The 22,706-nt window shown below is 37.2% G+C and carries 11 protein-coding genes; all 11 read right to left on the bottom strand.

Features of this window, described 5'->3' with window-relative positions; translation table 11 throughout:
• Positions 1-9: 9 nt before the first annotated feature.
• Positions 10-3,081, bottom strand: coding sequence for a SusC/RagA family TonB-linked outer membrane protein (locus tag G529_RS0100740; protein ID WP_026913703.1), 3,072 nt, complete (start codon positions 3,079-3,081; stop codon positions 10-12).
• Positions 3,082-3,086: 5 nt separating this feature from the next.
• Positions 3,087-4,655 (bottom strand): glycoside hydrolase family 32 protein, encoded by a 1,569-nt coding sequence (locus tag G529_RS0100735; RefSeq protein ID WP_026913702.1) that lies wholly within the window; start codon positions 4,653-4,655, stop codon positions 3,087-3,089.
• 4 nt (positions 4,656-4,659) lie between these two features.
• The gene (locus G529_RS15340) at positions 4,660-6,009 is read right to left on the bottom strand and encodes a sugar porter family MFS transporter (RefSeq protein WP_035695365.1); all 1,350 of its coding nucleotides are present in this window, start codon (positions 6,007-6,009) and stop codon (positions 4,660-4,662) included.
• 273 nt (positions 6,010-6,282) lie between these two features.
• Complete coding sequence (locus G529_RS0100725; protein ID WP_245566878.1) at positions 6,283-9,027, bottom strand: substrate-binding domain-containing protein; 2,745 nt, start codon at positions 9,025-9,027, stop codon at positions 6,283-6,285.
• A 428-nt stretch (positions 9,028-9,455) separates the two neighbouring features.
• Complete coding sequence (locus G529_RS0100720; RefSeq protein WP_026913700.1) at positions 9,456-10,343, bottom strand: carbohydrate kinase family protein; 888 nt, start codon at positions 10,341-10,343, stop codon at positions 9,456-9,458.
• A 14-nt stretch (positions 10,344-10,357) separates the two neighbouring features.
• Complete coding sequence (locus G529_RS16060) at positions 10,358-12,604, bottom strand: glycoside hydrolase family 32 protein (protein ID WP_051201307.1); 2,247 nt, start codon at positions 12,602-12,604, stop codon at positions 10,358-10,360.
• Positions 12,605-12,664: 60 nt separating this feature from the next.
• Positions 12,665-13,822 carry a DUF4960 domain-containing protein gene (locus G529_RS0100710; RefSeq protein WP_084509718.1) on the bottom strand — a complete coding sequence of 386 codons (1,158 nt, stop codon included), beginning with the start codon at positions 13,820-13,822 and terminating at the stop codon, positions 12,665-12,667.
• Between the two features lie 13 nt (positions 13,823-13,835).
• Positions 13,836-15,665 carry a DUF4960 domain-containing protein gene (locus G529_RS16055; RefSeq protein ID WP_051201306.1) on the bottom strand — a complete coding sequence of 610 codons (1,830 nt, stop codon included), beginning with the start codon at positions 15,663-15,665 and terminating at the stop codon, positions 13,836-13,838.
• 32 nt (positions 15,666-15,697) lie between these two features.
• Positions 15,698-17,410 (bottom strand): RagB/SusD family nutrient uptake outer membrane protein, encoded by a 1,713-nt coding sequence (locus G529_RS0100700; RefSeq protein WP_026913698.1) that lies wholly within the window; start codon positions 17,408-17,410, stop codon positions 15,698-15,700.
• 9 nt (positions 17,411-17,419) lie between these two features.
• Positions 17,420-20,461: a SusC/RagA family TonB-linked outer membrane protein gene (locus G529_RS0100695; protein WP_169513765.1), complete on the bottom strand. Its 3,042-nt coding sequence runs from the start codon at positions 20,459-20,461 to the stop codon at positions 17,420-17,422.
• 19 nt (positions 20,462-20,480) lie between these two features.
• Positions 20,481-22,673: a glycoside hydrolase family 32 protein gene (locus tag G529_RS0100690; protein ID WP_084509716.1), complete on the bottom strand. Its 2,193-nt coding sequence runs from the start codon at positions 22,671-22,673 to the stop codon at positions 20,481-20,483.
• Positions 22,674-22,706: the final 33 nt, after the last annotated feature.

The following is a 22,706-nucleotide window of genomic DNA, read 5'->3' as shown; positions in this document are numbered from 1 at the left end:
ATTTTATTTTTAGAATTTCAAATTAAGACCGACTGTGATTATTAATGGGTTTGGATATCCAAAACCAGGATTTTCAGGATCTATACCAGTAAAAGAATCACTTTTAGCCAAGAGTGCGAGATTATCGCCTCCTCCATAGATTCGTAAGGTTTCGATATTGAGATCATCTATGATACTATTATCGAAAGTGTATCCAATTTGAGCGTTTCGGAGCTTTAGGTAAGAGCCATTCTCAATAAAATAAGTGGAAAATCTAGATTCAAAATTTGAATCGGTCAGTGAAACCGCTGGAATATCGGAATTAGGGTTTTCAGGAGACCATGCATTTAGCAATCTAGTTCCTTTATTGGATCCCGTTTCAGATACACTCCAAAAATCTGTTGCATACTTAAAATCATTGATCACATCTACGCCTATCACTCCTTGTAATAGAAAGGACAAATCAAATTGACGGAAAGAGATATTGGCATTTAAGCCATATGTTAAATCTGGATGTGGCACTCCAATCCAGGTACGATCGAAATCATTGATCACTCCATCATTATTTAAGTCCTCATAACGAATTCGTCCTAACCCCTTACCCGGTTGATCGGCATGATTATTAACTTCTTCTTCGCTTCTAAAAAGTCCATCGGCGACATAGCCGAAGAAAGAATTAATAGGTCTCCCCAAAATATTCTGCCCTCGTCCATCTCCACCGTACGCATTAATTACTTCATTAGGCAGCTTAGTAATTTTATTACGATACTGGCTTATATTTCCATCGAGGTTAATGTATAATTCATCGGTTACATTTAATCTGGTACCAAGACTAATCTCGAAACCTCTGTTTTCCATGGATGCTCCATTGACCCATTGATTGCCTCCCTCTCCTAAAACACCAATATATGGTGGAAGAAGAAGAATATCTTCAGTCTCTCGGATATAATATTCGGCACTACCATATAAAGTTTGGTCGAAAAGTTCAAAATCTAAACCAAAGTTGGTCATTGTACTTTCCTCCCACCTTAAATTAGGATTGGAATTTTGCACTAACTTATATCCAGAAGGTAGAACTCCACTTCCTACTCCATTGATATCATAAGCTGTATTCGCGTAATCGGTTAGGTAAATATTATAAATTGCGTTATTATCAATTTCCTGGTTACCAGTTACTCCCCAACCAAATCTAAATTTGAGATCGTCCACAAATGATAGATTATCTTTTAAGAATTTCTCTTCACTTACACGCCACCCCAGCGAAAAGGCAGGAAACAAACCGTATCTATTGTTCTGACCAAATCTTGAAGATCCATCGTACCTCAAGGTACCAGAGGCCAGATAACGGTCTTTATAAGAGTAATTAAGCCTGGAAAAATAGGACATTAGAATATTTTCAGCTCCACTTCCTCCGTTATTCTTTTCGCCAGTTCCAGCATCTAGATACTGAAAATCTTCTCCTTCTATGACGAAATCCTCACGAGACGCATAAAATGTATTAAATTTTTCCTTATAAAGCTCTGTTCCCGCCAAAGCACCAAAGCTGTGATCTCCTAAGGTATAATCGTAATTTAACGTGTTTGTCCAGGTTGTTTTAAGGGTGTGGCTTTGATTAGTTTGAAGTCTATTTACCGGATTGTTTAAGTAACCTGATTCGTATCTTTTCCTGAAATTTTTCGCGAAGTAATTACTATAATCAATCCCAATACTGGTACGAAGGTTAAGACCTTCTAGAAGATGCGCTTCGGCATAAAAGTTTCCAAAGATTCGTAAAAAGTCATAATCGTTCTCCTTATTATCCTCTAGCAATCTTACCGGATTCTGGCGATCGTTCATTCCTCCAACGGGTCCACCCCATCCCATTCCATCTACCGTTCTAACAGGAATGATTGGTAATGCTTGCAATGCTTCATTTATAGGTGATCCTCCAACTTCATTGGTTTTAGTAATACTTAAGTTCTCACCTATAGTCACTTTTCCATTAAAAATTTTATAGTCGCTATTGATTCTTGCAGAAAGTCGGTTAAACTCTGTAGTCTTTATTATTCCCTCATTATTGTAATAACCCAAAGAGAAATAGTAATTACCCTGATCATTTCCATTCGACAAGGACATATCCACATTCTGAATAACCCCCATTCTTGTTATCTCATCAAACCAATCTGTATTTGAAGATCTTAAAGTACCTTCATCATCAAGGAATTCTGGCACCAGAACTTCATTAAGAAAAGGTCTACCAGTTTCTGAATTAACTCCCCAGTCAAAACGGTATTGGACACTATTCGAATTAGGATTGGTACCATTATTTATAAAAGCCTGCCATAAAACTTGACCATACTCTTCCGTATCCAACATTTCAGTTTTGGTGGTATAGTTAGATACAGAAGTGTATGCATCTATGTTTAAAGAAGCTTTACCTATTTTACCGTCTTTTGTAGTTACAATAATAACCCCATTTGCTGCACGTGAGCCGTAAATACTTGCAGCTGAAGCATCTTTTAAGACCTGAATAGATTCGATATCTCTCGGATTGAGTTCATGCATTCCAGCCTTTGTAGGAACTCCGTCAATTATGTATAATGGGTCATTATTGTTAAGAGTACCAATTCCTCGAATTCTGACTGTAGTGGGAGAACTAGGTTCGCCATTACCTGTAACTAGCATCCCGGGAACCCGACCTTGTAATGCTCTTATTGGATTTGCGGCAGTTTGCTTTTTCATCTCTTCGACATCTACCACAGACACCGCTCCAGTTATATCCTTTTTTCGTTCCTTTTGATAACCAGTCACCACGACCGCATCTAATTGTTCAGAATCTGATGATAATGCGATGTCTATACTAGTACGTCCGTCTATCGCAATTTCTTGACTAACAAATCCAAGGTAGCTAAATACTAGCGTAGCATCTGAATCAACATTGTTTAGAGAGTAATTCCCATCAAAATCTGTTGCAGTTCCCTTTGTTGTATTTTTAACCGTCACTGATACTCCTGAAAGCGGAATATTATCATCTACAGAAATTACATTTCCTGCTACATTAATTTGTTGTGCAGTGAGCCAAGCAGGCAAAATTAAAAGACTAAGTAATGCTCTTATTTTCATATAATTTAGTTTAGTTCAAGTTGGTAAATATGAAGATCTTCGATAGTGAAATTATCTTCAGTGGTTATAAGCTCTAGTTGAGTCATGGGTGAATTAGGAAAGAATATCTCTGTCATCACAGTTTCTCCTTCATCATAAAACAGTTCAATTGAAGTTTTATCAAGTAAAATTTCAACCTCTAATAAATCATCCTCCGAAGTTCTGGGTGCTGTAGATATTTTTTCTGCGAATTTTTCGCTGAAATTTATTTTTCCTGATTTGCTTCGATCAATAAAGAATGTGTTATCGGCCGAATGAAATCCAAACACCAATGAATCTCCTTGATCGTTAGATAAGTTGAAAGTATACCTTTTATTACCTGAGATGGTAACCTTCAATTTTACACGTAATTTATCCATTTCGAACCTGGAATCATCTGCAAGTAACAGTGTATTTTCAGAAGATTTAATCTTACTTTCTTGCCGCTTCTGCTTAGATATTTTATCTATCTGATTTGCTGGTTCAGAAAACAGACGGTAGGTACTATCTTCCTTTTTTACTAAGGTAAGTTCACGTGGAAAGGTCATGGAGCTTCTCCACTTGGTTGTTGGAACTTTCTCTGCATATTGCCAGTTGGACATCCAGCCAATGAATAATTTCTGATCTTCTTTCATATTAGTATTAGCCCAGGTGACACCAGCATAGTTATCTTTTCCGAAATCCAACCAGTAAGTATGGTTAGCTTCAAGATTTTTTTGATCTGCTACAGGAGTGAAATTTTTACCATCAAAGTCCCCAACAAAATATTGTGTTCCTGAACCACCGTTATAGGCTCCTGGATTAAGGCTTTGAATGAGCACCCATTTCGTTTCGTTGCTATCTTTAACCTGAATCGGGAAAAAATCGGGACACTCCCATACACCTCCATGAGCCCCGATTTTATTTCCAAATTCAAAGGCTAATTCCCAATTAATAAGGTTTTTTGAAGTATAAAAAAGTGATTTATCCTGCGCAGCTAAAACCATTATCCATTGCTCATTCAAATCATCCCATTGCATTTTAGGATCTCTGAAGTCTCGAATACCGGGATTTTTTATAACCGGATTTGCATCATATTTTTTCCAGGTTCGGCCTTGATCAAGACTATACGCAATTGCCTGTGATTGAAAAGTTGTGGATCCACTTTTTTCAGCTTCAGCATTATGATAGGTAAACATTGCTATAATCGGAGTTTCTCCATCTTCCGCAAATCCTGAAGTATTTTCCAAGTCTACAACTGCGCTCCCTGAAAAAATATAGCCTAGTTCATCAGGATATATTGCAATGGGTTTTTCATCCCAGTCAATCAAATTTTCAGACGTAGCATGACCCCAATGCATAGGACCCCACGTATTTCCATCAGGATAGTGTTGAAAGAATAAATGATACTTACCTTTTAAATAAAACATTCCGTTTGGATCATTCATCCAATTCTGTTGAGGAGTAAAGTGATAATTGGGACGATATAACGTTTCCTCATCAAACGTAGTTTTCTGTTGTTGCGAAAAGCAGGTAAAAACGGGTAAAAATAATATGAGGTATAAAATTTTCTTCATTTTATTATTTATTGTAGTTATGGGAGAATTTGACTTTGGGGTTGCCTAAAAAACTTAATTCCTCCTCTAATTCTTCTAGACTTTTACCTTTAGTTTCTGGCATTAATACCGCAACGAATAGTAGCTGAAGCACCATCATTACCGCAAAGAATGTAAATACATATCCTGCACCTACTATCGTAAACATATAGGGTACAAAGCTTGGAATAAGAGCAGCTAGAATCCAATGAATAGAGCTTCCAAATGCCTGGCCTTCACTACGTAAATGGTTTGGGAATATTTCAGAAATAAAAACCCATATAACCGCTCCCTGACCCACTGCATGTGCTGCAATGAACAGGAATAAGAAAATGGGAACAGACATACCTTGCCAGTCAAGAAAAAAAGCAGCTGCTACCAGACCTAGCGAGATTATATATCCGACAGATCCAACGTACATTAATTTTTTTCTACCTACACGATCAATTAAATAAATTCCAAGAAGCGTAAATATCAAATTAACTAAGCCTATTCCAATACTACTTAATAGAGAAGTATTCTCCTCCAGACCGGCCTCCTCAAAAATTCGAGGGGCATAATACAGAAAAGCATTGATACCAGACATCTGATTAAAAAATGCGATCAGAAAGGCTAACATCAAAGGTGTTTTATACTTTCCTAAAAAGATATTTTCCGCCTTTTCAGTTTTTGGAGAATTGATTTCTAACATTAAAATTTCAGGATCCTTTTCTGGATAAATCAATTGTAATACTTCTTTAGCCTCGCGGGTTTTGGATCTCGAAATCAACCATCTCGGACTTTTAGGTATTCCTAAAGTAAATACTGTATAAAGTATTGCAGGTATTGCCTCGACTCCAAGCATCCATCTCCAGGCGTTCTCACCTACACCACTTAGAAAATAATTTGACATAAAGGCCGCCAGAATCCCGAATACTATATTAAATTGATATAAACCCACAAGTTTCCCTCGATCCTTGGCAGGTGCTATTTCAGATATGTATGCAGGTGCTGCAATAGTAGAGGCACCAACTCCCAAACCTCCTATAAATCTGAAAAATGAGAATACAAGAGGTTCATTTGCAAGTGCAGAACCAAAAGCTGATATAGTATATAAAAGCCCTATAGCTATAAGAGTATTCTTCCTTCCGAATTTTTTGGTGGGTATACCTCCTAATAGAGCTCCCACAACAGTACCCCACAATGCCATAGCCATGACGACCGTGCCGTGGAAAACATCAGAAGAATCCCATAATGTTTGAAGGGTTTGGTCTGCGCCAGATATAACTACGGTATCAAATCCAAAAAGAAAACCAGCTAAAGCTGCAGTAATTGACCAAATCCATATTTTTTTCATAATCACAAAAATTAATTCTGTGACTAAAGTATTCTTAAAAAAGCTGCACGTATTTTTTTAATGTTTCAAAATGTTATGACATTGTTAACGTATTTATTAAAAGTTGGCAAGCGCAGTAATAACGGTGGCTAAGGAATGATTTTAATATGAACGAAACCGTTGTAGTTTAGAAAATGTAACTTGTGATTTCAGTCAGGTTACACAAAGTTAAACCCTGTTTTTAAGATTCGTACGTTTTAAGAAGGTCATTTGAAGACTCGTAACTTCAAGTATTTATTTTTGCGAACTTTTTCTATAGCTTACAGGAGAGGTGTCATACTTATTTTTAAAGGAGGTACTGAAATAGCTGGGTGACGTAAAACCACATTTATAAGCAATTTCAGAAACGGTCATTGATGATGTTTTAAGTAAAGCTTTGGCTTTCTCTAATTTATAATTTGCTATATAATCACTCACACTAAGACCCATGATTGATTTCACTTTTCTATATAATTGCACCCTTGATATAGAAAGTTCTTTCGCTAGATTTTCAACTGTGAAATCTGAATTATCAAGATTCTGTTTAATCAATTCATTAAACTTTGCAAGGAATTGCTGCTCTGGTGTGCCAAATTCTTGGGAATCTTCGATTTTATGTATGTTATTCGTATAATAGTACCTTAATTTTTCTCTATTGAAGAGAAGTGATTTCAGGGATTGTAATAGGATATTGAAACTAAAAGGTTTTGTAAGGTATAGATCGGTTCCAGAACGTAATCCTTCTAAATATGAGTCTTTATCACCTAGTGCTGTTAGAATAATTGTTGGGATATGAGATGTTCTCAAGTCATTTTTCAATTCCCTACAAATATCGAAACCACTTACGCCCGGTAAATTTACATCACAAATAACTATGTCTGGTATAAATTCAAAGGCCTGATCAATTGCATCCTCTCCATTCGAATGGTAAACCAGGAACTCCTTTTTAAGTTTATTTTTCAAGAACTTTGAAAGATCCGGATTGTCTTCAATAATCAAAATTGAATATCGCTCTATAGCATCGCTCTCTTCATTTTCAATAGAATAACTATCATCTTCAATTGGCTCCGTTGAAAAATCGACAAAATTATTATCAATCAATTGAGGTTCCACTACAATTTGATCTTCATTGAAATGTGTTTTCCCTTTAAAAAGAGTGATGGTAAATTCAGTTCCGTTTTTTGATCTCACCTCTATTTTTCCCAGATGTAATTCAATGAACTGTTTGGTAAGATTAAGTCCTATTCCAGAACTATTCTTACGATTGGCCGAGCCTCTAAAGAAAGCATCGAAGACATTTTCAATTTCATTTTCCGGAATTCCAATTCCAGAATCTTTAAATAAAATTTGAACTTCATTTGATTCTTCATGGTCAATGATTTCGATCTTTATTTTACCATTTTCGGGTGTAAACTTAAAGGCATTGGATAGAAGATTAAAGTATGCCTTATCCATTAAACTGCGATCTATAAATAATTCCAGATCTTCATGATTGGAGTTTAAAATTAATTCAATATTTCTTTTCCTGGCTTCCCTTTGAAAATCATTTAGAATGTACCTAGAAAAATCTGTGATATTAGTTCTGGAAACCCTTAAATTAAAGTTTCTATTTTCAACCCTTCTAAAATCTAATAAGTTGTTTATCAATCTCAACAGACGGTTTGAATTATTGTGAATTAATTCAATTTCGGCCATTAGTCTCGTTCCTTTCAATTTTGAACTTTCAGCCAGCGATTCAATAGAACTTTGAATTAAAGTAATAGGAGTCTTAAATTCATGGGAAAGACCTGTAAAAAAATTCATCTTTGCCTCATTGCTATTTTTTACTTCTTGAGCAATTTCTTCAATCTGATTTCGTTGCTGAACTACTTTTCTATTAGTTAGCTGCAGTTGTCGATTTTTCTTTCTAATGGCAAAAATACTATAGATACTATAAACTGCGAGACTTAGGATCACCGCCAGTAGGACCATAGTGATCTTTAATAGATTGTTCTGAGCATAATAAAGTTCCTGTTGCTTAGCAATTGCCAAGATTTGTTCTTCTATTTCCTGTTGTTGTAACTGAATTTTATCGAATTGGTTTTTCATAATATCTGCATTAAACCTGTCGATAACTATAGTTTTAAGTATGTTGTCCTTTTTATAGCTTCTACCATTTAGAATGTCCCAAGCCAGATCTATGGACTCCGCCCCTCCAGTAGGATAATAAATTGTTGCATTCAATATTCCATTTTGGACCATATTGATTCCTCCATCTGAAATACTTAATCCATCTACACCAATAAATTTTATTTGGTTCGCTAATCCTTTATCCCTAGCAATCCTCCATGCTTCAGCTGCCAATTCATCATTAAAAGCATATACAAAGTCTATATTTTTTCCTATTGAGTCTAATGTTTTGGAAAAATTATCGCCAGGAACTCCTTTGAAAGATTCTACAACCGAAATTCGCTCCTCTTTATCCACTATTTCGTAAAAACCTTTGCTTCTTTCTCTGGTTGGGGTAGACTTATCATGACCTTTGATTTCTATAACCTTTATAAATCCATTTACATTTGAGGCTATGTAATTACCTGCATTATGACCTACTTCAAGATTATCTGCACCAATAAAAGCCGTGTAGTCCTCAGTTTCAACCTTTCTGTCTATTAGAATAACAGGTATACCAGCTTTAAAGGCTTTTTCAACAACGGGCGCAATGGACTCTGGATCTAACGGAGATATTATAATTAAATCCTTTTCTGCATCTATCATCTTCTGAATATCCTCTATTTGCTTTTGCCCATCGCCTTTGGCCTCTTTTATCTCCAGATTAATTTGTGGATTTAAAGAAGCTTTGATAGCCATACTTTCGTTCATAGATGTTCTCCATGGATGATTACTCAAGCATTGTGAGAAGCCAATGTAGATTTCTTCTTCATTCCTGTTCGAAGTACAAGAACTTTGAAAAGCTAAAAGGATGAATAAGAATAAAATGAAACTGAAACTCTGAATTTTCAAACCTAATTGTGTTTACTACAATAGTATAAAAAAGATTTCTTTCTTAACATTAATCTACCATGCGTGAATAGACTAAAGTCTAAAAATGGTCCAATAAATTTCAACTTGATTTGAGTTTTAAACCGGCTGGGGCTTTTATTCCTTTTATACATTCCTAAAAATCCAGTAAAATCCTGATAAAGACGTATATAAAACGTAGTGGCTTTATGACGTCTTCGGGATTTTACAGGCTAGTTTTGCTAAATAAAAAAAAGATGGAGTCTAATTTTAAAACCGGATATGCCAAATCAACTTAATAGATTGGAATAAACAGGAATTATTATGTACGGAGGTCAGATTAAGAATAAACTTAAATGATGTTTTATCTATTTTAAAATGGGCCCTTCAATTAGAAAAAAGGTTTGTGTATTATAAGATACAGGAGTCATCTAACCTTCCCAAAGTAAATCATTTATCTCCTCATGGGAAACAAGGGAATTCGCTCCAGCTTTAGAGGCTACCAATCCCGCAAGAGCACAAGCAAAATCCAAAGCCATATTGGGTCTTTTTCCCTGAATCAATTGGGATACATAGCCAGCTAGAAAAGAGTCTCCCGCACCAACCGTATCTTTGACCTTTACCAGAAAGCCTGTATTATGATAAAAATCACCCTGGTGATATAATGTTACTCCACAAGCTCCCTGGGTAACGCAAATATGATCTGTTTGAGTATATTCAGAAATCAATCTGAGCATTTCTGTAACCGAGGTAGTTGTGTCTCCTTTTAAATAACTGCAAACCTCTTCAAGTTCATCTCTATTAAGCTTAATGAAGTCAGCGTAAGACATTAAATCAACTAAAGTAGCCATATCATAATGTGGCTTTCGTAAGTTGACATCTAATACCTTATAATTAGCTACTTCTAAAAGCTTAAATAAGGTTGTACGGGATTCTTTATTTCTATTAACCAAACTTCCATAGATGAAATAATCAGCTCTGGAGACTTTATTTTTCAAGTTTGGCGTATATTCAATATAGTCCCAGGCAGACGGAAACTTAATAGTATAAGAAGCATTTCCAGCCCTGTCTATTTGTACATCGACAATCCCGGTTTCGTGTTCTTGATCCTTTTGAATTATATGATTCTGGCCATTCTCGCTCAAATATTCAATTAGTCGTTCCCCATATTGATCATTTCCAACTTTACTAATGATCGTAGAATTTACATTCAATGAATTCAGTCTCAAGGCGACATTTAAGGGGGCTCCTCCGATTTTTTCTTCATTGGGTAATACATCCCAAAGGACCTCGCCAAAACAAATTACATTTTTAGACATATTTAATTTTGCTATTATTCAACATACTTCCAGTCAATTCCATTCATTCGCCACACTGAAAATTTTTCTAGTTCCGAATTCTCAGGTCCAGTAATTTCTAATCCAGTAGCATCCTCTTCATGGAAATAAATTCTATCGGTAATAGAAACCTTGTCGTTGATGTAGATCTCGACCATAGAACGGTCCAGGAATACACGAATATTTAATTCAGTAATATTATCCCCAATTGGTGCTTTTAAAGCTTTAAAATCACGCTCAGGATTTTTTTGCACTTTATCAAAAACAACAGATTTTGTCTCGGGTTCGTAATAGATCATTGCTTTAGTAGAACCATCCTTGGTGCGGCGCACTTCTATGCCCTGGCTTGAATTAGATACCTTAAACTTCATTTCAATTTCCAATTGATCTCCTTTTACCTCTTTAAGTTCAGCGTTAAGCGATTCTTTGATACACTTATCGCAGGATACCAGTTCCTCTCCTCTCAAACTTTTAATCTCTTCAATGGGAGCAAACCTTAAATCGTTAGATTCATTTAACCATAACTCAACAGGAAGTCCGGCATTATGAGCCCAGCCCATTTCATAGTTATCCAGATTCCCGTACTTCCCCTGGGCTATGGAGAATATAATGGTTCTTCCTGTTTTGGGATCTACAAACCCGCTGGGACCTGTAAAACCAAAATCACCATAATCCATTAGTTTTGGTTTAGGATCGTCTGGTATGAATTGTTTTTTATCCTGATTAAACTCCCCTATCCAATAAAATACTTCTACATCTGCTTCATTTCTTAGAGGTAATACTAGGAAGGCATACTTTTCTGTTTTCGTACCATCTTCTCTTCTTAAAGGCAAGAAAACTGGTAATTCCCACATCCCTCCAAGAAAAGGATATTTTTCGATGTCTGAAATATAAAATGGCTTTACATACCTCCAATTTGTAGCATCTTCAGATTCAAATAGTGGAGCAGTTCCACCTTTGCCCTCAATTCCGGATCCAACGATCATATAATATTTTTCTTCAACCTGAAAGACAAAGGGATCACGGAATTCATTCTTCTTATACCCTTCTGGCTTGTCAACAATAATGTTCGTTTTCTCCCATGCTACCAAATTTTCATCTGTAGTGTCCCGTGGTACGGCAATAGATGTGTATTGATTTTGATCCTTAGATAAGTTACCCGCAGTATAAAATAACATAGGAATATTATCGGGTCCTACATAGGCTGAACCAGACCAGATACCGTCTGGTGCCATATGACCCTTTTCAGGAGCCAAGGCAATTTCAGCATGTTTCCAATTGATCATATCCTCACTTACCCAATGTCCCCAATGAATTTGCCCCCAGTAAGGGCCAAATGGATTGTGTTGATAGAACAAATGATACTTCCCATTGTAATACAAAGGTGCATGTGGTTCGTTCATCCAGTGCGCAGGAGCTGTAGCGTGATAAGCTGGTTTATATAGCTCCTTTCCGTACTTAGAATAATCTAATCGTAGAGCCTTTTGCAGATCCTGATCTCTTATCTCAATTAAATCATTTCTATCTACCACATCAGTTTCTCCAGGTTTAGCTATTTTAATTTCATCAAGTAATCCACTTATCATATTGAACTTGAATTTTTCACCAAAGCCACCTGCGTTGGAATTTCTACCAATTCTCAATTTCAGGTTTTCACTGAAAAAATTTTTAAAGCCTATTATAAATGACTCCTCTAAAACAGATGTATCATTTATTCGAAGATTTATCTCATCACCAATTTTCTTTATCGAAACATAGTTCCATCGATCTTTGTCCAAATACGATTCTTCATTAGTTAATCTTTCTGAGGTAACACCATGCTCATATTCTATGGCCAATTGCCCATGTTTAAGTAGGCCGATTCTTAAAGCAGTAGTATACCTGGGACTATAAAAATCAAGGATTGATGAAACTTTATTGCCAATTGCACTATCGAAAGCCCTTGGTGCAAACCAGAAACTAAGCTCAAAATCACTATTTAGTTCAACATTCTCGATCTCTAAATAGGTAGAATATCCATCAAACAGGAGACTTTCATTTTCAACACCTTGCTTCTTCCATAAATACTGAGGTTTGGAACCATTTAAAGAATACGGGGAATTGAAAAGTTCCACTTGATTATTCTTCTGAAAGTTCTCCCACCAGTCTGTACCATCAAAACTCAAGTATAGTTCTGCCTGTTGTGAGCTAACATCCTGTGTGAATAAAGAAATTATACCAAAAAAGAGAGCTGTTCTGAACATATATAAAATTAAAAACTGGCTGAAGAATTATTATACCTTCAGCCAGTGTTAGACTAATTCTTAAAGAGTAGACAAATAGTCAATGGAATTTTTATAAATAGCTTCGATATTATCTCTGTATTCATTCGTACGACCATCATTCATATTCCACTCTATACCTCCTACACCTATAGCTATTACAGTACCACTATAAGGAGGTTTAGGCTGAAACTCTATGATTCCTGGACAGCATTCATCTGCAACTCCTCCCCAAACGGCTAGAACTACTCCGTTATACAGTCTTTCAAACTCACCGAATTGACCAAGTTGATTTCCCGCTGCTAAGAGAGCTGAAGCATCCCAAAGGTTATTATGGTCTTCTCTGTATCCGGCATCTATTATTGGTATGAACCCATTTTCATCAAATTCAATGAGCCCAGGATTATACGTGTAAATAGGGTGATTGAGTTTCGGATTCACGAAATTAACCCCACCATCAATGGTCCAGGTATCTGGAGACTCAAAACCTTCCCCGTTCCCTTGAATGGTTTGTAATCCACTGTTATCTCTACCAATTGTCTCAGCAAAGCTTGTGGCCATTCCTCCCAAGAGCAACTTACCCCCTTCCACAACATATTGAATAAAGGCAGACTTACTATTTCCTTCAGTAAAAACTGCAGGGAGTTCTGATGTACCTACCTGATCATAATAAAATACAACAACATTAAACTCTTCTAGATCTTCATAAGTGACTTCCGCAGCATTCAGATATTGAAAATCATTAGGATAAGTTTCTTTAACCCACTGGGCTGCTGCAACGATATCATCATCTGCATTTGCTATCAGTACTTCATAACTTTCCGCCTCGCCAAGGAAACCAATTTTACTTGGAAGTACCCTGGTTATAAGTTGGTAATTTCGAATTGACGTACCATAGCTAACTGAAATTTCCTGTCTCTGAGAAAGATCAAGCATAGTTCCGCTTGGCGGATTGATCTCGACTCCTTCTGGAGCCTCAATTTTTAATTCTACGTTGGTAATATCGGTTCTGGGAGGTAACACCAGGTTTATAGTCCCCTGTAAATCGTTTACAGTGGCATTGGTCCCGTTACCTTTCAAAGAGGTTACAATATTAAGAACCGGGTCTAAATCTTCGTCGTAATTATCCCTTTCATCACAGCCCATGAACATAGTCATGGATATGAAACAGAGAATATAGAATTTATACGTCTTTATCATGGTTAATGATTTATTAGTCTTCTAAGTTATACAGGTAATCTAAAATGTTTCCAGTGAACGTTTCGATGTTTGATTGGTAATCATTTACAGTTCCATTAGAATCCCATTCATAGCCAACAATTGTGTTCTGGATACTGAATATAGAACCTTTAAAATCTTTTGAGATCTGATCGTCAAACATTTCATGTGTATTCATATCTGTTCTGTTCCAAAGTACAGCTCCATACCCAAAAGCATCTCCAATATGTCTTAACGTTCCAAATTTGATAGCAGCTAAAGTCTGCTCGAAAGTAGTGGCAGCGTCCTGTCCGCAACAACTAGGATTTAATATTCCATCAAAATGTTGCCACCAGATCAATCGAACTTCTCTTGTAGCAGAATTTTGCAGCGCAAGGTATTCGCCATTCTCAAAGCTTAACCCGTCAAATACTGGGTGTCCCTGCCTATCCTGTGAATTATTAGCCGGGCGCATTCCAAGCCCCCAGATATCGTCTGCTGGTTTGCCCATATCAACACAACCTGCCGATTCGGCACAACCAAATTCTGAATAAACATAATTACCAGGTTCTCTAGGTGCGGAAAAGTCTGCCGGAACTCGATCTAATGAGAAAATCAATGGATTAGCATCTCCCGCGATTAACATATCTCCACCATTCTGTACCCAATTTTTCAAGACCTGGGCTTTAGCTCCTTCAGGTCTTAAACTTGGAGGTAATAAAGTTGACACATTATCAGGAGTAGCACTATAACCTAAATCTTCAGCGGGCGTTAGATAATAAATCATGGCCACCTTAATTCTAGCCATGGATTGTGGAGAAATCTCACTGAACTGAATATATTCAAACTCATCTCCGTAAGTGTTCTCCATCCATGTAGCAGCCGCCTTAGCATCATCGTCTACTAATGAGGCAATATCTGCCTGCTCACCTAAAAATGCATACTTTGTAGGATTAGCCTGCTGTGTTTCCACAGTTACAGTATACGTTTTAGTTTGATCTTCTGTATTCGTTACAGTATATTCTACAGGATCAGTAAAATCTACCTCTTCTTCTGAAGTGGGGCTTACAGATTGTCCTTCAGGCACCTCAACAACCGGACTTAAACCAGAGAGATCTGTTCCTGCTGGAACTGATACGTAAATCGTATTTTCTTCATTGTCTATTACTCCGGAAGACTCTCCAACAGTAAAGGAGCTGATTTTTGGAGCTTCTATCTGTTCTACTGTTACTGTATATTCCGTGGCACTGAATCCATCATTTGACAAAACGGTGTAAGTAACCGGATTAGTGAAATTTCTGGAAACCCCAGATGCTATATCCACACTAGTTCCATCTGCAATGACAAAATTGGGGGCCAGATCTGCTATATCACCATCCTGGCTACCAATTTCAATATAAATAGTATTATTTTCTTCATCAATTTCAGCAACATTTTCCCCTATAGCAAAGCTTAAAATTTTAGGATCACCGTAAGCGCCTATAGAAGCCGTATATTCCCTATTTGCTCCATTTTCAGCCATGGTTTGAAAAACTACCGGCCCATTCGAAAAATCAATGGTCGAACCTGATTCAGGTGTTACAGTGGTGCCTTCAGGTGCCGTTAAGTCTACCGTTACTGCAGAAAGATCAGTTCCCGCAGGTAACGTCATGGTGATGGTTGCTGAAGTATGTTCTATTTGAGCAAATTCCCCATTGATCTCAAAAGATCTTATGATGGCCTGAGCGAAGTCTGGCACTACATCTTCAAAATTATCATCATCTTCACTACAGCTGTTTAGCAGGAAAAATGGCAATAAGAGTAACATACCAGCAGCATACCTTACTATATTTTTCAATGATTTCATTCTATAAAGTTTTAATTGATTTTGATTAGTTTTTAATATCCGGAACGTTGAGTATATGTACCTCCACTAGCATCAATCTCCACCTGTGGGATCGGTAAATAATATTCGTGAGGTTCAAGGCTTGCCCCTGTTAAATAAGGTCTTCTAGCCTGTTCACTTGCTACATACTCACTTATATAAGTATCAGCAATACCCCATCTTACAAGATCAAAAAATCTGTGTCCTTCATTTGCAAGCTCAAGTCTTCTTTCAAATCTTAGTGCCTGTATTGCCATTTCCTGAGACATACTGGTTGAATATGGTTCAATAAGATAATTTGCAGCGTCCTCAGAAGGATCTTCAAAGTCCTTCACAGAGGGAGAGTTCTTTGCTCGAAGGCGAATCTGATTAATGATTTCAATCCCCGTAGCAACTTCTCCTAATTCTATAGAGGCTTCTGCTTTCCATAGAAGTAAATCGGAATATTTGATTAAAGGAAAGTCAAGATTTCCTAGGGCCCATGGGAATCCATTAGGATTCGAGGCCATTCCATCTGAAGTAGGATAGATCATGTTTTTCTTTCTTACATACAAACCATAAGTTCCGCTATCCCTGCTCCAGTTTTCCTGTTGAGCCATAGGTCCCCAATCTTTCCATGTAATTCCAGGTCTTCCTATAACGTGATCAAGCCTGGGATCTACCAGATCCTCTTGATCAATATTTGAAGTGTTATATGAATTGAATAGTGGTAATCCATCTTCTCCAACCTTATATGCATTGGCTAGATTTTGTGAAGGCTTATGAAAGTCATCACCGTTCAGATATGGATGGTTAGGATTGTCAGATGGACTGTCTGGAGAATTCAAAAGGTCTCCGAAATTTAGATTACCATATTGTGATCCATCATTTATAGAAAATTGTATTGCAAAAATATTCTCTGGGTTTCCATAACCTGGTTCTGAATATAATCTTTCGATATCCTCAACTAGCCTATATTGACCAGAATTGATTACGATATTTGTTTGATTAATCACCTCTTGCCATTCTTCCTGGAACAGATGAGCTTTAGCCAAATATGATCTGGCCACCATTTCATTAACCCTACCTAGATCAGGCTGAGTTGCTGGAAGTAAACCTATTGCTCTGTTTAAATCACCTTCGATTTTTTCCCAAATAAAGGCCTCATCAAACGTGTTTGGAATATTAGTGAAATCAGTTACTGGAGTGTTCTCATCATACCATACAATCGAACCGAAATTCTTCATCGCTTCGAAATAGAAGTGAGCTCTTAGAGTGTATAACTCTCCCAGTCTTACATCTCTATTCTCAAATTCTCCATCTTCCAGATTTACTAAAAACCTGATTCCAGTGTCAACCCTTTTCAAGCCAAAGTAGATAGACCTCCATAGGTTATAGACATTATCACTGGAAGGGAATAAATTATGGGTTTCCAGTTGGTGCATTCCCCCTCCAGGATTATCTCCTGTTCCACCTCCCCCTTTATAGGCATCTCCAGAACGAATATCAGATGTTGGCCAGTTAGAAGGAGCATGATCAAATGGATAAAGATCCCTGAAATCACCAGTATTATATCGGTAATCCAAAGCACTATATGCTGCAATTACAAGTTGTTCAGGCTCCAAATTGTCCTCCGAAATCGTATTATACTCGGTTACATCCAGATCATCTTCTGAAACACAGCCGACGATCAATGTTATTCCAAGAAGGAATAATCCAATTATTGATTTGTTCATTGTTCTTTTCATAAGATGTTTTTAAAATTTTGTTGAAACTCCGAAAGTGATTGATTTTATATGAGGAATACCATATCCGGCAACCCCTATACCTCCAGCTCCAAGACCGGATACTTCATAATCAAATCCAGAAAAGGAGGTAAAGTTTAAAAGGTTTTGTCCAGACATATAAAGTCTAAGTTCATTTAAACCAATCCCTTCTGTTACCTGCTGAGGGAAAGTATAGCCCAGCGTAATATTCTTCATTCTAAAATAAGATCCATCTTCGATAAAGTAACTTGAAGGCTGGGTTTCGTTATTTACATTACTTGTACTTAATGCAGGAATATTTGAATTCGCATTTTCCGGTGTCCATGCATCGAGCGTATTTTCCCCAAAATTGAAACTGAAGTAGGTGAAATCACCTAAGTTTCTTTGAGTATTATATAAATCATGTCCATGCTTACCGTCGAAATAGGCGCTAAGATTAAAACCTTTATATCCTACATTTAAACTCACTCCATAAATAAAGTCTGGATGAGGATTTCCTATAATAGTTCTATCATCAGAATTAATCACCCCATCATTGTTAAGATCTCTGTATCTTATTCTTCCCAGACCTTTTCCTGGCTGTTGCGCATGGACAGCTACTTCTTCTGGCGTTCTAAAGAGTCCATCGGCGATAAGTCCATAGAAGGAAGCAATTGGATCTCCGGCCCTGGTTATAGACACCCCATTTAGAAGGAAGTTATTATCTGTATCAAGTGATTCGACATTGTTCTCATATTTAGAGAAATTCAGGTCAACGCCATAATACCAATCCCCTTCGGCCTTATTTTGATAACTCAAAACCGCTTCGAAACCAATATTCGATACTTCCCCTGCATTAATAAACGGAGGTTCTGCTTCACCGTTTATTGCTTGTGGGATAGGTTGTAAAAGTAAATCTGTTGTTCTTTTATCAAAGAAATCCGTACTAAGAGTAAGACGATTTCTCAAGAAACCTATATCAAATCCTACATTTGTCTGGGCAGTTTGCTCCCACTGAATATCGGGGTTGGCCTGTCTTGCCTGTACAATCCCCTCTGAAATTCCAAAACCATCACCATCAATATCATAATTTAGGAATTCAATTGCATTGCCAATTGAGCTATTATAAAAAGTACTTAGATATAAATAGTTCGGAATTTGATCATTCCCATTTATACCATAAGAGGCACGAAATTTTAGATTTGAAATCATATCGGAATCTTCAAGAAAATTTTCGTTTGAAACATTCCAGGCAATTGATCCTGCAGGATAAATGGCGAATTTATTATTTGGACCAAATCTGGAAGAACCGTCTCTTCTTATACTACCGGATAAGATATATCTGTCGTCATATACATATTTAAGAGATCCAAAGAATGATTGTTTTCTATAGTTAATCTCATTTTCAATGGTCCTGAATTCTGCATCGCTTTGGATGATATATTTTGGATATTCTGTAATATCAACTCCATTCGTTAGTTCTACTGTAGATTCAAAATCTTCGTTTGTAAACTCAACTCCTCCAAGAACATTGATTCGATGCTTGTTTATTTCGAAATCATAGGTAAGGAGATTAGTCCAGATCGTTCTTAAAGAATTGTTCCGATCCTTTGAGACCGTAATATTATTAAACACACTTGGAATTCTACCTACCTGAACAAAAGGTTGCGTTCTGGTGTCAAATGCAAACTCTGTATAATCAAAATTCAGAGTAGTATTGAAAGTTAAACCATCCAGCATATCAATTTTAGCAAAAACATTTCCTAGCAAACGATTATTCCGCTGTTCATTCTTTCTATTGGACCACAGATTGGCAAGCGAGTTTGCTTTATCCTGGATGGTAGGTGCTGTATAATCTCCATCCACAGTATATACTGGAATTAGTGGATTTTGGAGTATGGCATTTTCAAATTCATTAGCCTGAACTTCATTAAAGTTTGAATACAGGAAGTTCTCCCCTACAGTAATTCTATCGTCCCAGAAATCAAAGCTTGAATTCAGCCTGGCATTATATCTTTCATAAGACGTATACTTTTGGATACCATTATCTTTAGTGTAGTTCAGACTCGTAAATATTTGCATGTCTTCTTTACCATATCGATAACTGAAATCTGTATTGTATGAAATCGATTCATCAATAATTACATCTAACCAATTTGTGTCGGATGATCTAATTAACTCAGCTTCATCTAAAAACTCAGGAATATCGAATCCAGTACCATTATCGGTTAGTACATTAAAATTTCCTGAAATACCATCATTCGCTCTAGCCTCATAATATACATCTGCCCATTGACGAGCATTTAAAATATCAACCTTGTCTCTTAGCATATTAACAGTAGCTTCAGATTTTACAGCAAACTCTGAAACACCCTCCTTACCTTTTTTGGTGGTAACTACAATTACGCCGTTTGCGGCAGAGGTTCCGTACAGTGCGGTTGAAGCACCATCCTTTAAAACCTGAATACTTGCTATTTCATCTGGATTTAGAGAAGAAGGATTGAATGTTTGAACCCCGTCGATTACCCATAGAGGGCTTGAACCAGCAGTAATTGTCGTTAATCCTCGTATCGCAATTTGAGAATCATTTCCCCCTGGGGTACCCCCGGAATTAATTTGGATTCCTGGAACTCGACCCTGTAAGCTTGTAATAATATTCGGACTGAACTCTTGAGAAAGCTCTTCAACATCAACCACACTTATTGCTCCTGCTATATCCGATTTCTTTTCTGATGTATAACCGGTGACTACAACTTCATCGAGTTGGGCTACATCCTCAGTCAAAGTAATACCATAAATGGAAGACTGATCAACAGCAACTTCTTTAGTTTTAAAACCTATGTAGGAAATTACGAGAATTTCACCATTACTGGCCTCCAGTTCGAAATTTCCATCAAAGTCGGTCATCGCACCACGATTCGTATCCTTTACCGCCACGGTAGCCCCAATGACAGGTATACCTTCTTCAGAAGTTACAGTACCCGTTATTGTCTTGTTTTGAGCCAACATGCCGAGGCTAAAGAACATGAGCGTTATCACAATTAAATTTTTCATAATTGGCTTTTGCTTGTTTTTAATTATTCTGAATTTCATAAATAGTAACATCTGCAGATGCTGATCCACCTTCAGTGAACAAATCAACACCATTAGCATCATCACTTTCGGGGAAGAATCTACCTGTAAAATGTGACTCTCCATTTATAAAGACTTCTAGAACCGAACCATCAACGAAAACCCTTACATCAACAGAATCTCCCTGGTTAATGTTGAAATCTCCTCTTCGAACATCTCTCCTTACAAGATCTGAAGTTGAAGAATCAGAGGCATCAACTACCCATTCCTGGGTTCCAAAATCATAATAAACCCTATATTCTTCTCCGCTGGTTTCAGACTGTCCTAGGATAAATCCGAAACGTTCTGAAGTTCCAGTGTTGATGGTGGTTGCAATTTCAAAATGTCGACCGTTGAAATCAATATTATCAGTACTTCCGGGATCAACATCTATATTTCCGAAATTAGTTTCTTCTCCTCTGTAATTTTCAAGATTTGGATGTGGTTCTATGAGGATAGTTCCGTCTTCGCTTAAAGTCCAAACCTGGGCTAAACTGAAGAGATTCGCATATCCCTGTGCCTGTTGAAATTCTGGTGCCACTTCATCTGGTATAATTCCGATTGCGGTGGTTCTACCCTGATCATCAACAGTAACGGCTGGAGATAAAAACCCGTTAACCACTTCCAAGTATTTCGGATCTTCAAAATCTGGAGTGAAAACTCCATTTTCAAATCTACCGGTCCAGTAGAATGTTATGGCAGGAGTAGCATCTGGAGTTTTTTGAACCAATAATATAAACCTACCATCCTCGAATTCGTGTAGTACAGGCATTTCCCAGAAATTTCCTTCTCCCTGATTCTGCTGGCCCTGGAAAAGGATTCCCTGGTAATCCCAATTTTCAAAGTCTGCACTGGTGTAATAAACCACATTACCTCCAATGGATGATATTCCACTACCTATGATCATATGGTATAAACCATCTTTGTAAATAACGTAAGGATCTCGGAAGTCAAGATCAACTTCCGGTGGCGCGGCAGGGATAACCGGGTTACCGTCAAATTTATCCAGAGTCTGATAATTATCATCTGAAAATGCGGTTCCAATACCTGCCTTAACTCCATCTACACCCGTGTAAACCACTGCAGGAGTTCCATCCTCAAGGATTATTGCATCACCAGACCAGATCCCAAAATTATCCCATCCTGTAGAAGGCCATAAAACTGCATCTTGCTCTTCCCAATTAACTAAATCTGGACTTGTAAAATGTCCCCAGTTCTGATTCGCTATACCAAGGAAAACTTCATTTTTCTGATAGAACATATGGTATGTCCCATCTAAACCAACCAAACCATAAGACTCATTTGCCCAACCAAAATCTGGAATAGGGTGATAGATTGGTCGGTTATGATCCTCTGAATAATCCAGGGCTAAATTGTAGTCTGGCTCAGCAGGTGAGCCATATTGGGCAGATATAAATTCTGATACTGCGGGAGTAGCAAAACCTGAATAAATTTGAATTTCATCTAGTGCACCAGAATAATAATCAATGTCAAAAATACCCATCATTTCTCCCATTGTATTTTTTCCAATACTAATAGGCGTGGAACCAGAAGGCCAGGAAATCGAACCGGCAGGAATATTACCTGTAGTCAATTGTTCCTGATTCATATAAATTGAAATGCTTTGCGATGAAGGGCTTATCCCAACCAGAATGTGATTCCATTGGTTTCTTGGGACAATTTGATTCGTCATTGTTTGAGAAAAGGAACCATCGATGAAATATTGTACAACGATTTGTCCAAATTTATTAAGGCCTACCATAATCCCAGTACTTGAGCCTTCAGAAGTCATTGCAAGCATTGCAGCTGTTCCAACAGGATAAGATCTTGGTGACGCCCAGAGCGAAATAGTCACTTCATCATCAGGAAGAAGATTGGTATCGATTTCCCCGCTGATTTCGTTGGTCAAGCCGTCAAAAAATATGGCATTTTCTGAAACTCCACTCATGCGGTTTACCGCTTTTCCTTCAATTTCAAAGGTATTGCCGGTTTCGGATTCAGTAGTAGTATTACCAGTGGACTCATCAAGTTTAAACTCAAGACGTTTATTTATTTGAAGATTGTCGGTCTCATTGACAAACACTACATCATCGTCATGGCAGGAAGTCATAAGACTTATTGCAACGAATAGTTTTAGTATTATCATTTTTTTCATCAGTCTGGTTTATTTATTAGTTGATGCTTTTAA

The organism is Christiangramia portivictoriae DSM 23547, from assembly GCF_000423045.1.
In the GTDB taxonomy this organism is placed as follows: domain Bacteria; phylum Bacteroidota; class Bacteroidia; order Flavobacteriales; family Flavobacteriaceae; genus Christiangramia; species Christiangramia portivictoriae.
Note: the sequence above shows the minus strand (reverse complement) of the source record. Positions and strands in the feature narration are given on the sequence as shown.

What these genes read in the sequence shown, in the direction of transcription:
- G529_RS0100740 (WP_026913703.1), bottom strand. Translation starts at nt 3,081, where the DNA reads ATGAAAATAAGAGCATTACTTAGTCTTTTAATTTTGCCTGCTTGGCTC.
- G529_RS0100735 (WP_026913702.1), bottom strand. Translation starts at nt 4,655, where the DNA reads ATGAAGAAAATTTTATACCTCATATTATTTTTACCCGTTTTTACCTGC.
- G529_RS15340 (WP_035695365.1), bottom strand. Translation starts at nt 6,009, where the DNA reads ATGAAAAAAATATGGATTTGGTCAATTACTGCAGCTTTAGCTGGTTTT.
- G529_RS0100720 (WP_026913700.1), bottom strand. Translation starts at nt 10,343, where the DNA reads ATGTCTAAAAATGTAATTTGTTTTGGCGAGGTCCTTTGGGATGTATTA.
- G529_RS16060 (WP_051201307.1), bottom strand. Translation starts at nt 12,604, where the DNA reads ATGTTCAGAACAGCTCTCTTTTTTGGTATAATTTCTTTATTCACACAG.
- G529_RS0100710 (WP_084509718.1), bottom strand. Translation starts at nt 13,822, where the DNA reads ATGATAAAGACGTATAAATTCTATATTCTCTGTTTCATATCCATGACT.
- G529_RS16055 (WP_051201306.1), bottom strand. Translation starts at nt 15,665, where the DNA reads ATGAAATCATTGAAAAATATAGTAAGGTATGCTGCTGGTATGTTACTC.
- G529_RS0100700 (WP_026913698.1), bottom strand. Translation starts at nt 17,410, where the DNA reads ATGAAAAGAACAATGAACAAATCAATAATTGGATTATTCCTTCTTGGA.
- G529_RS0100695 (WP_169513765.1), bottom strand. Translation starts at nt 20,461, where the DNA reads ATGAAAAATTTAATTGTGATAACGCTCATGTTCTTTAGCCTCGGCATG.
- G529_RS0100690 (WP_084509716.1), bottom strand. Translation starts at nt 22,673, where the DNA reads ATGAAAAAAATGATAATACTAAAACTATTCGTTGCAATAAGTCTTATG.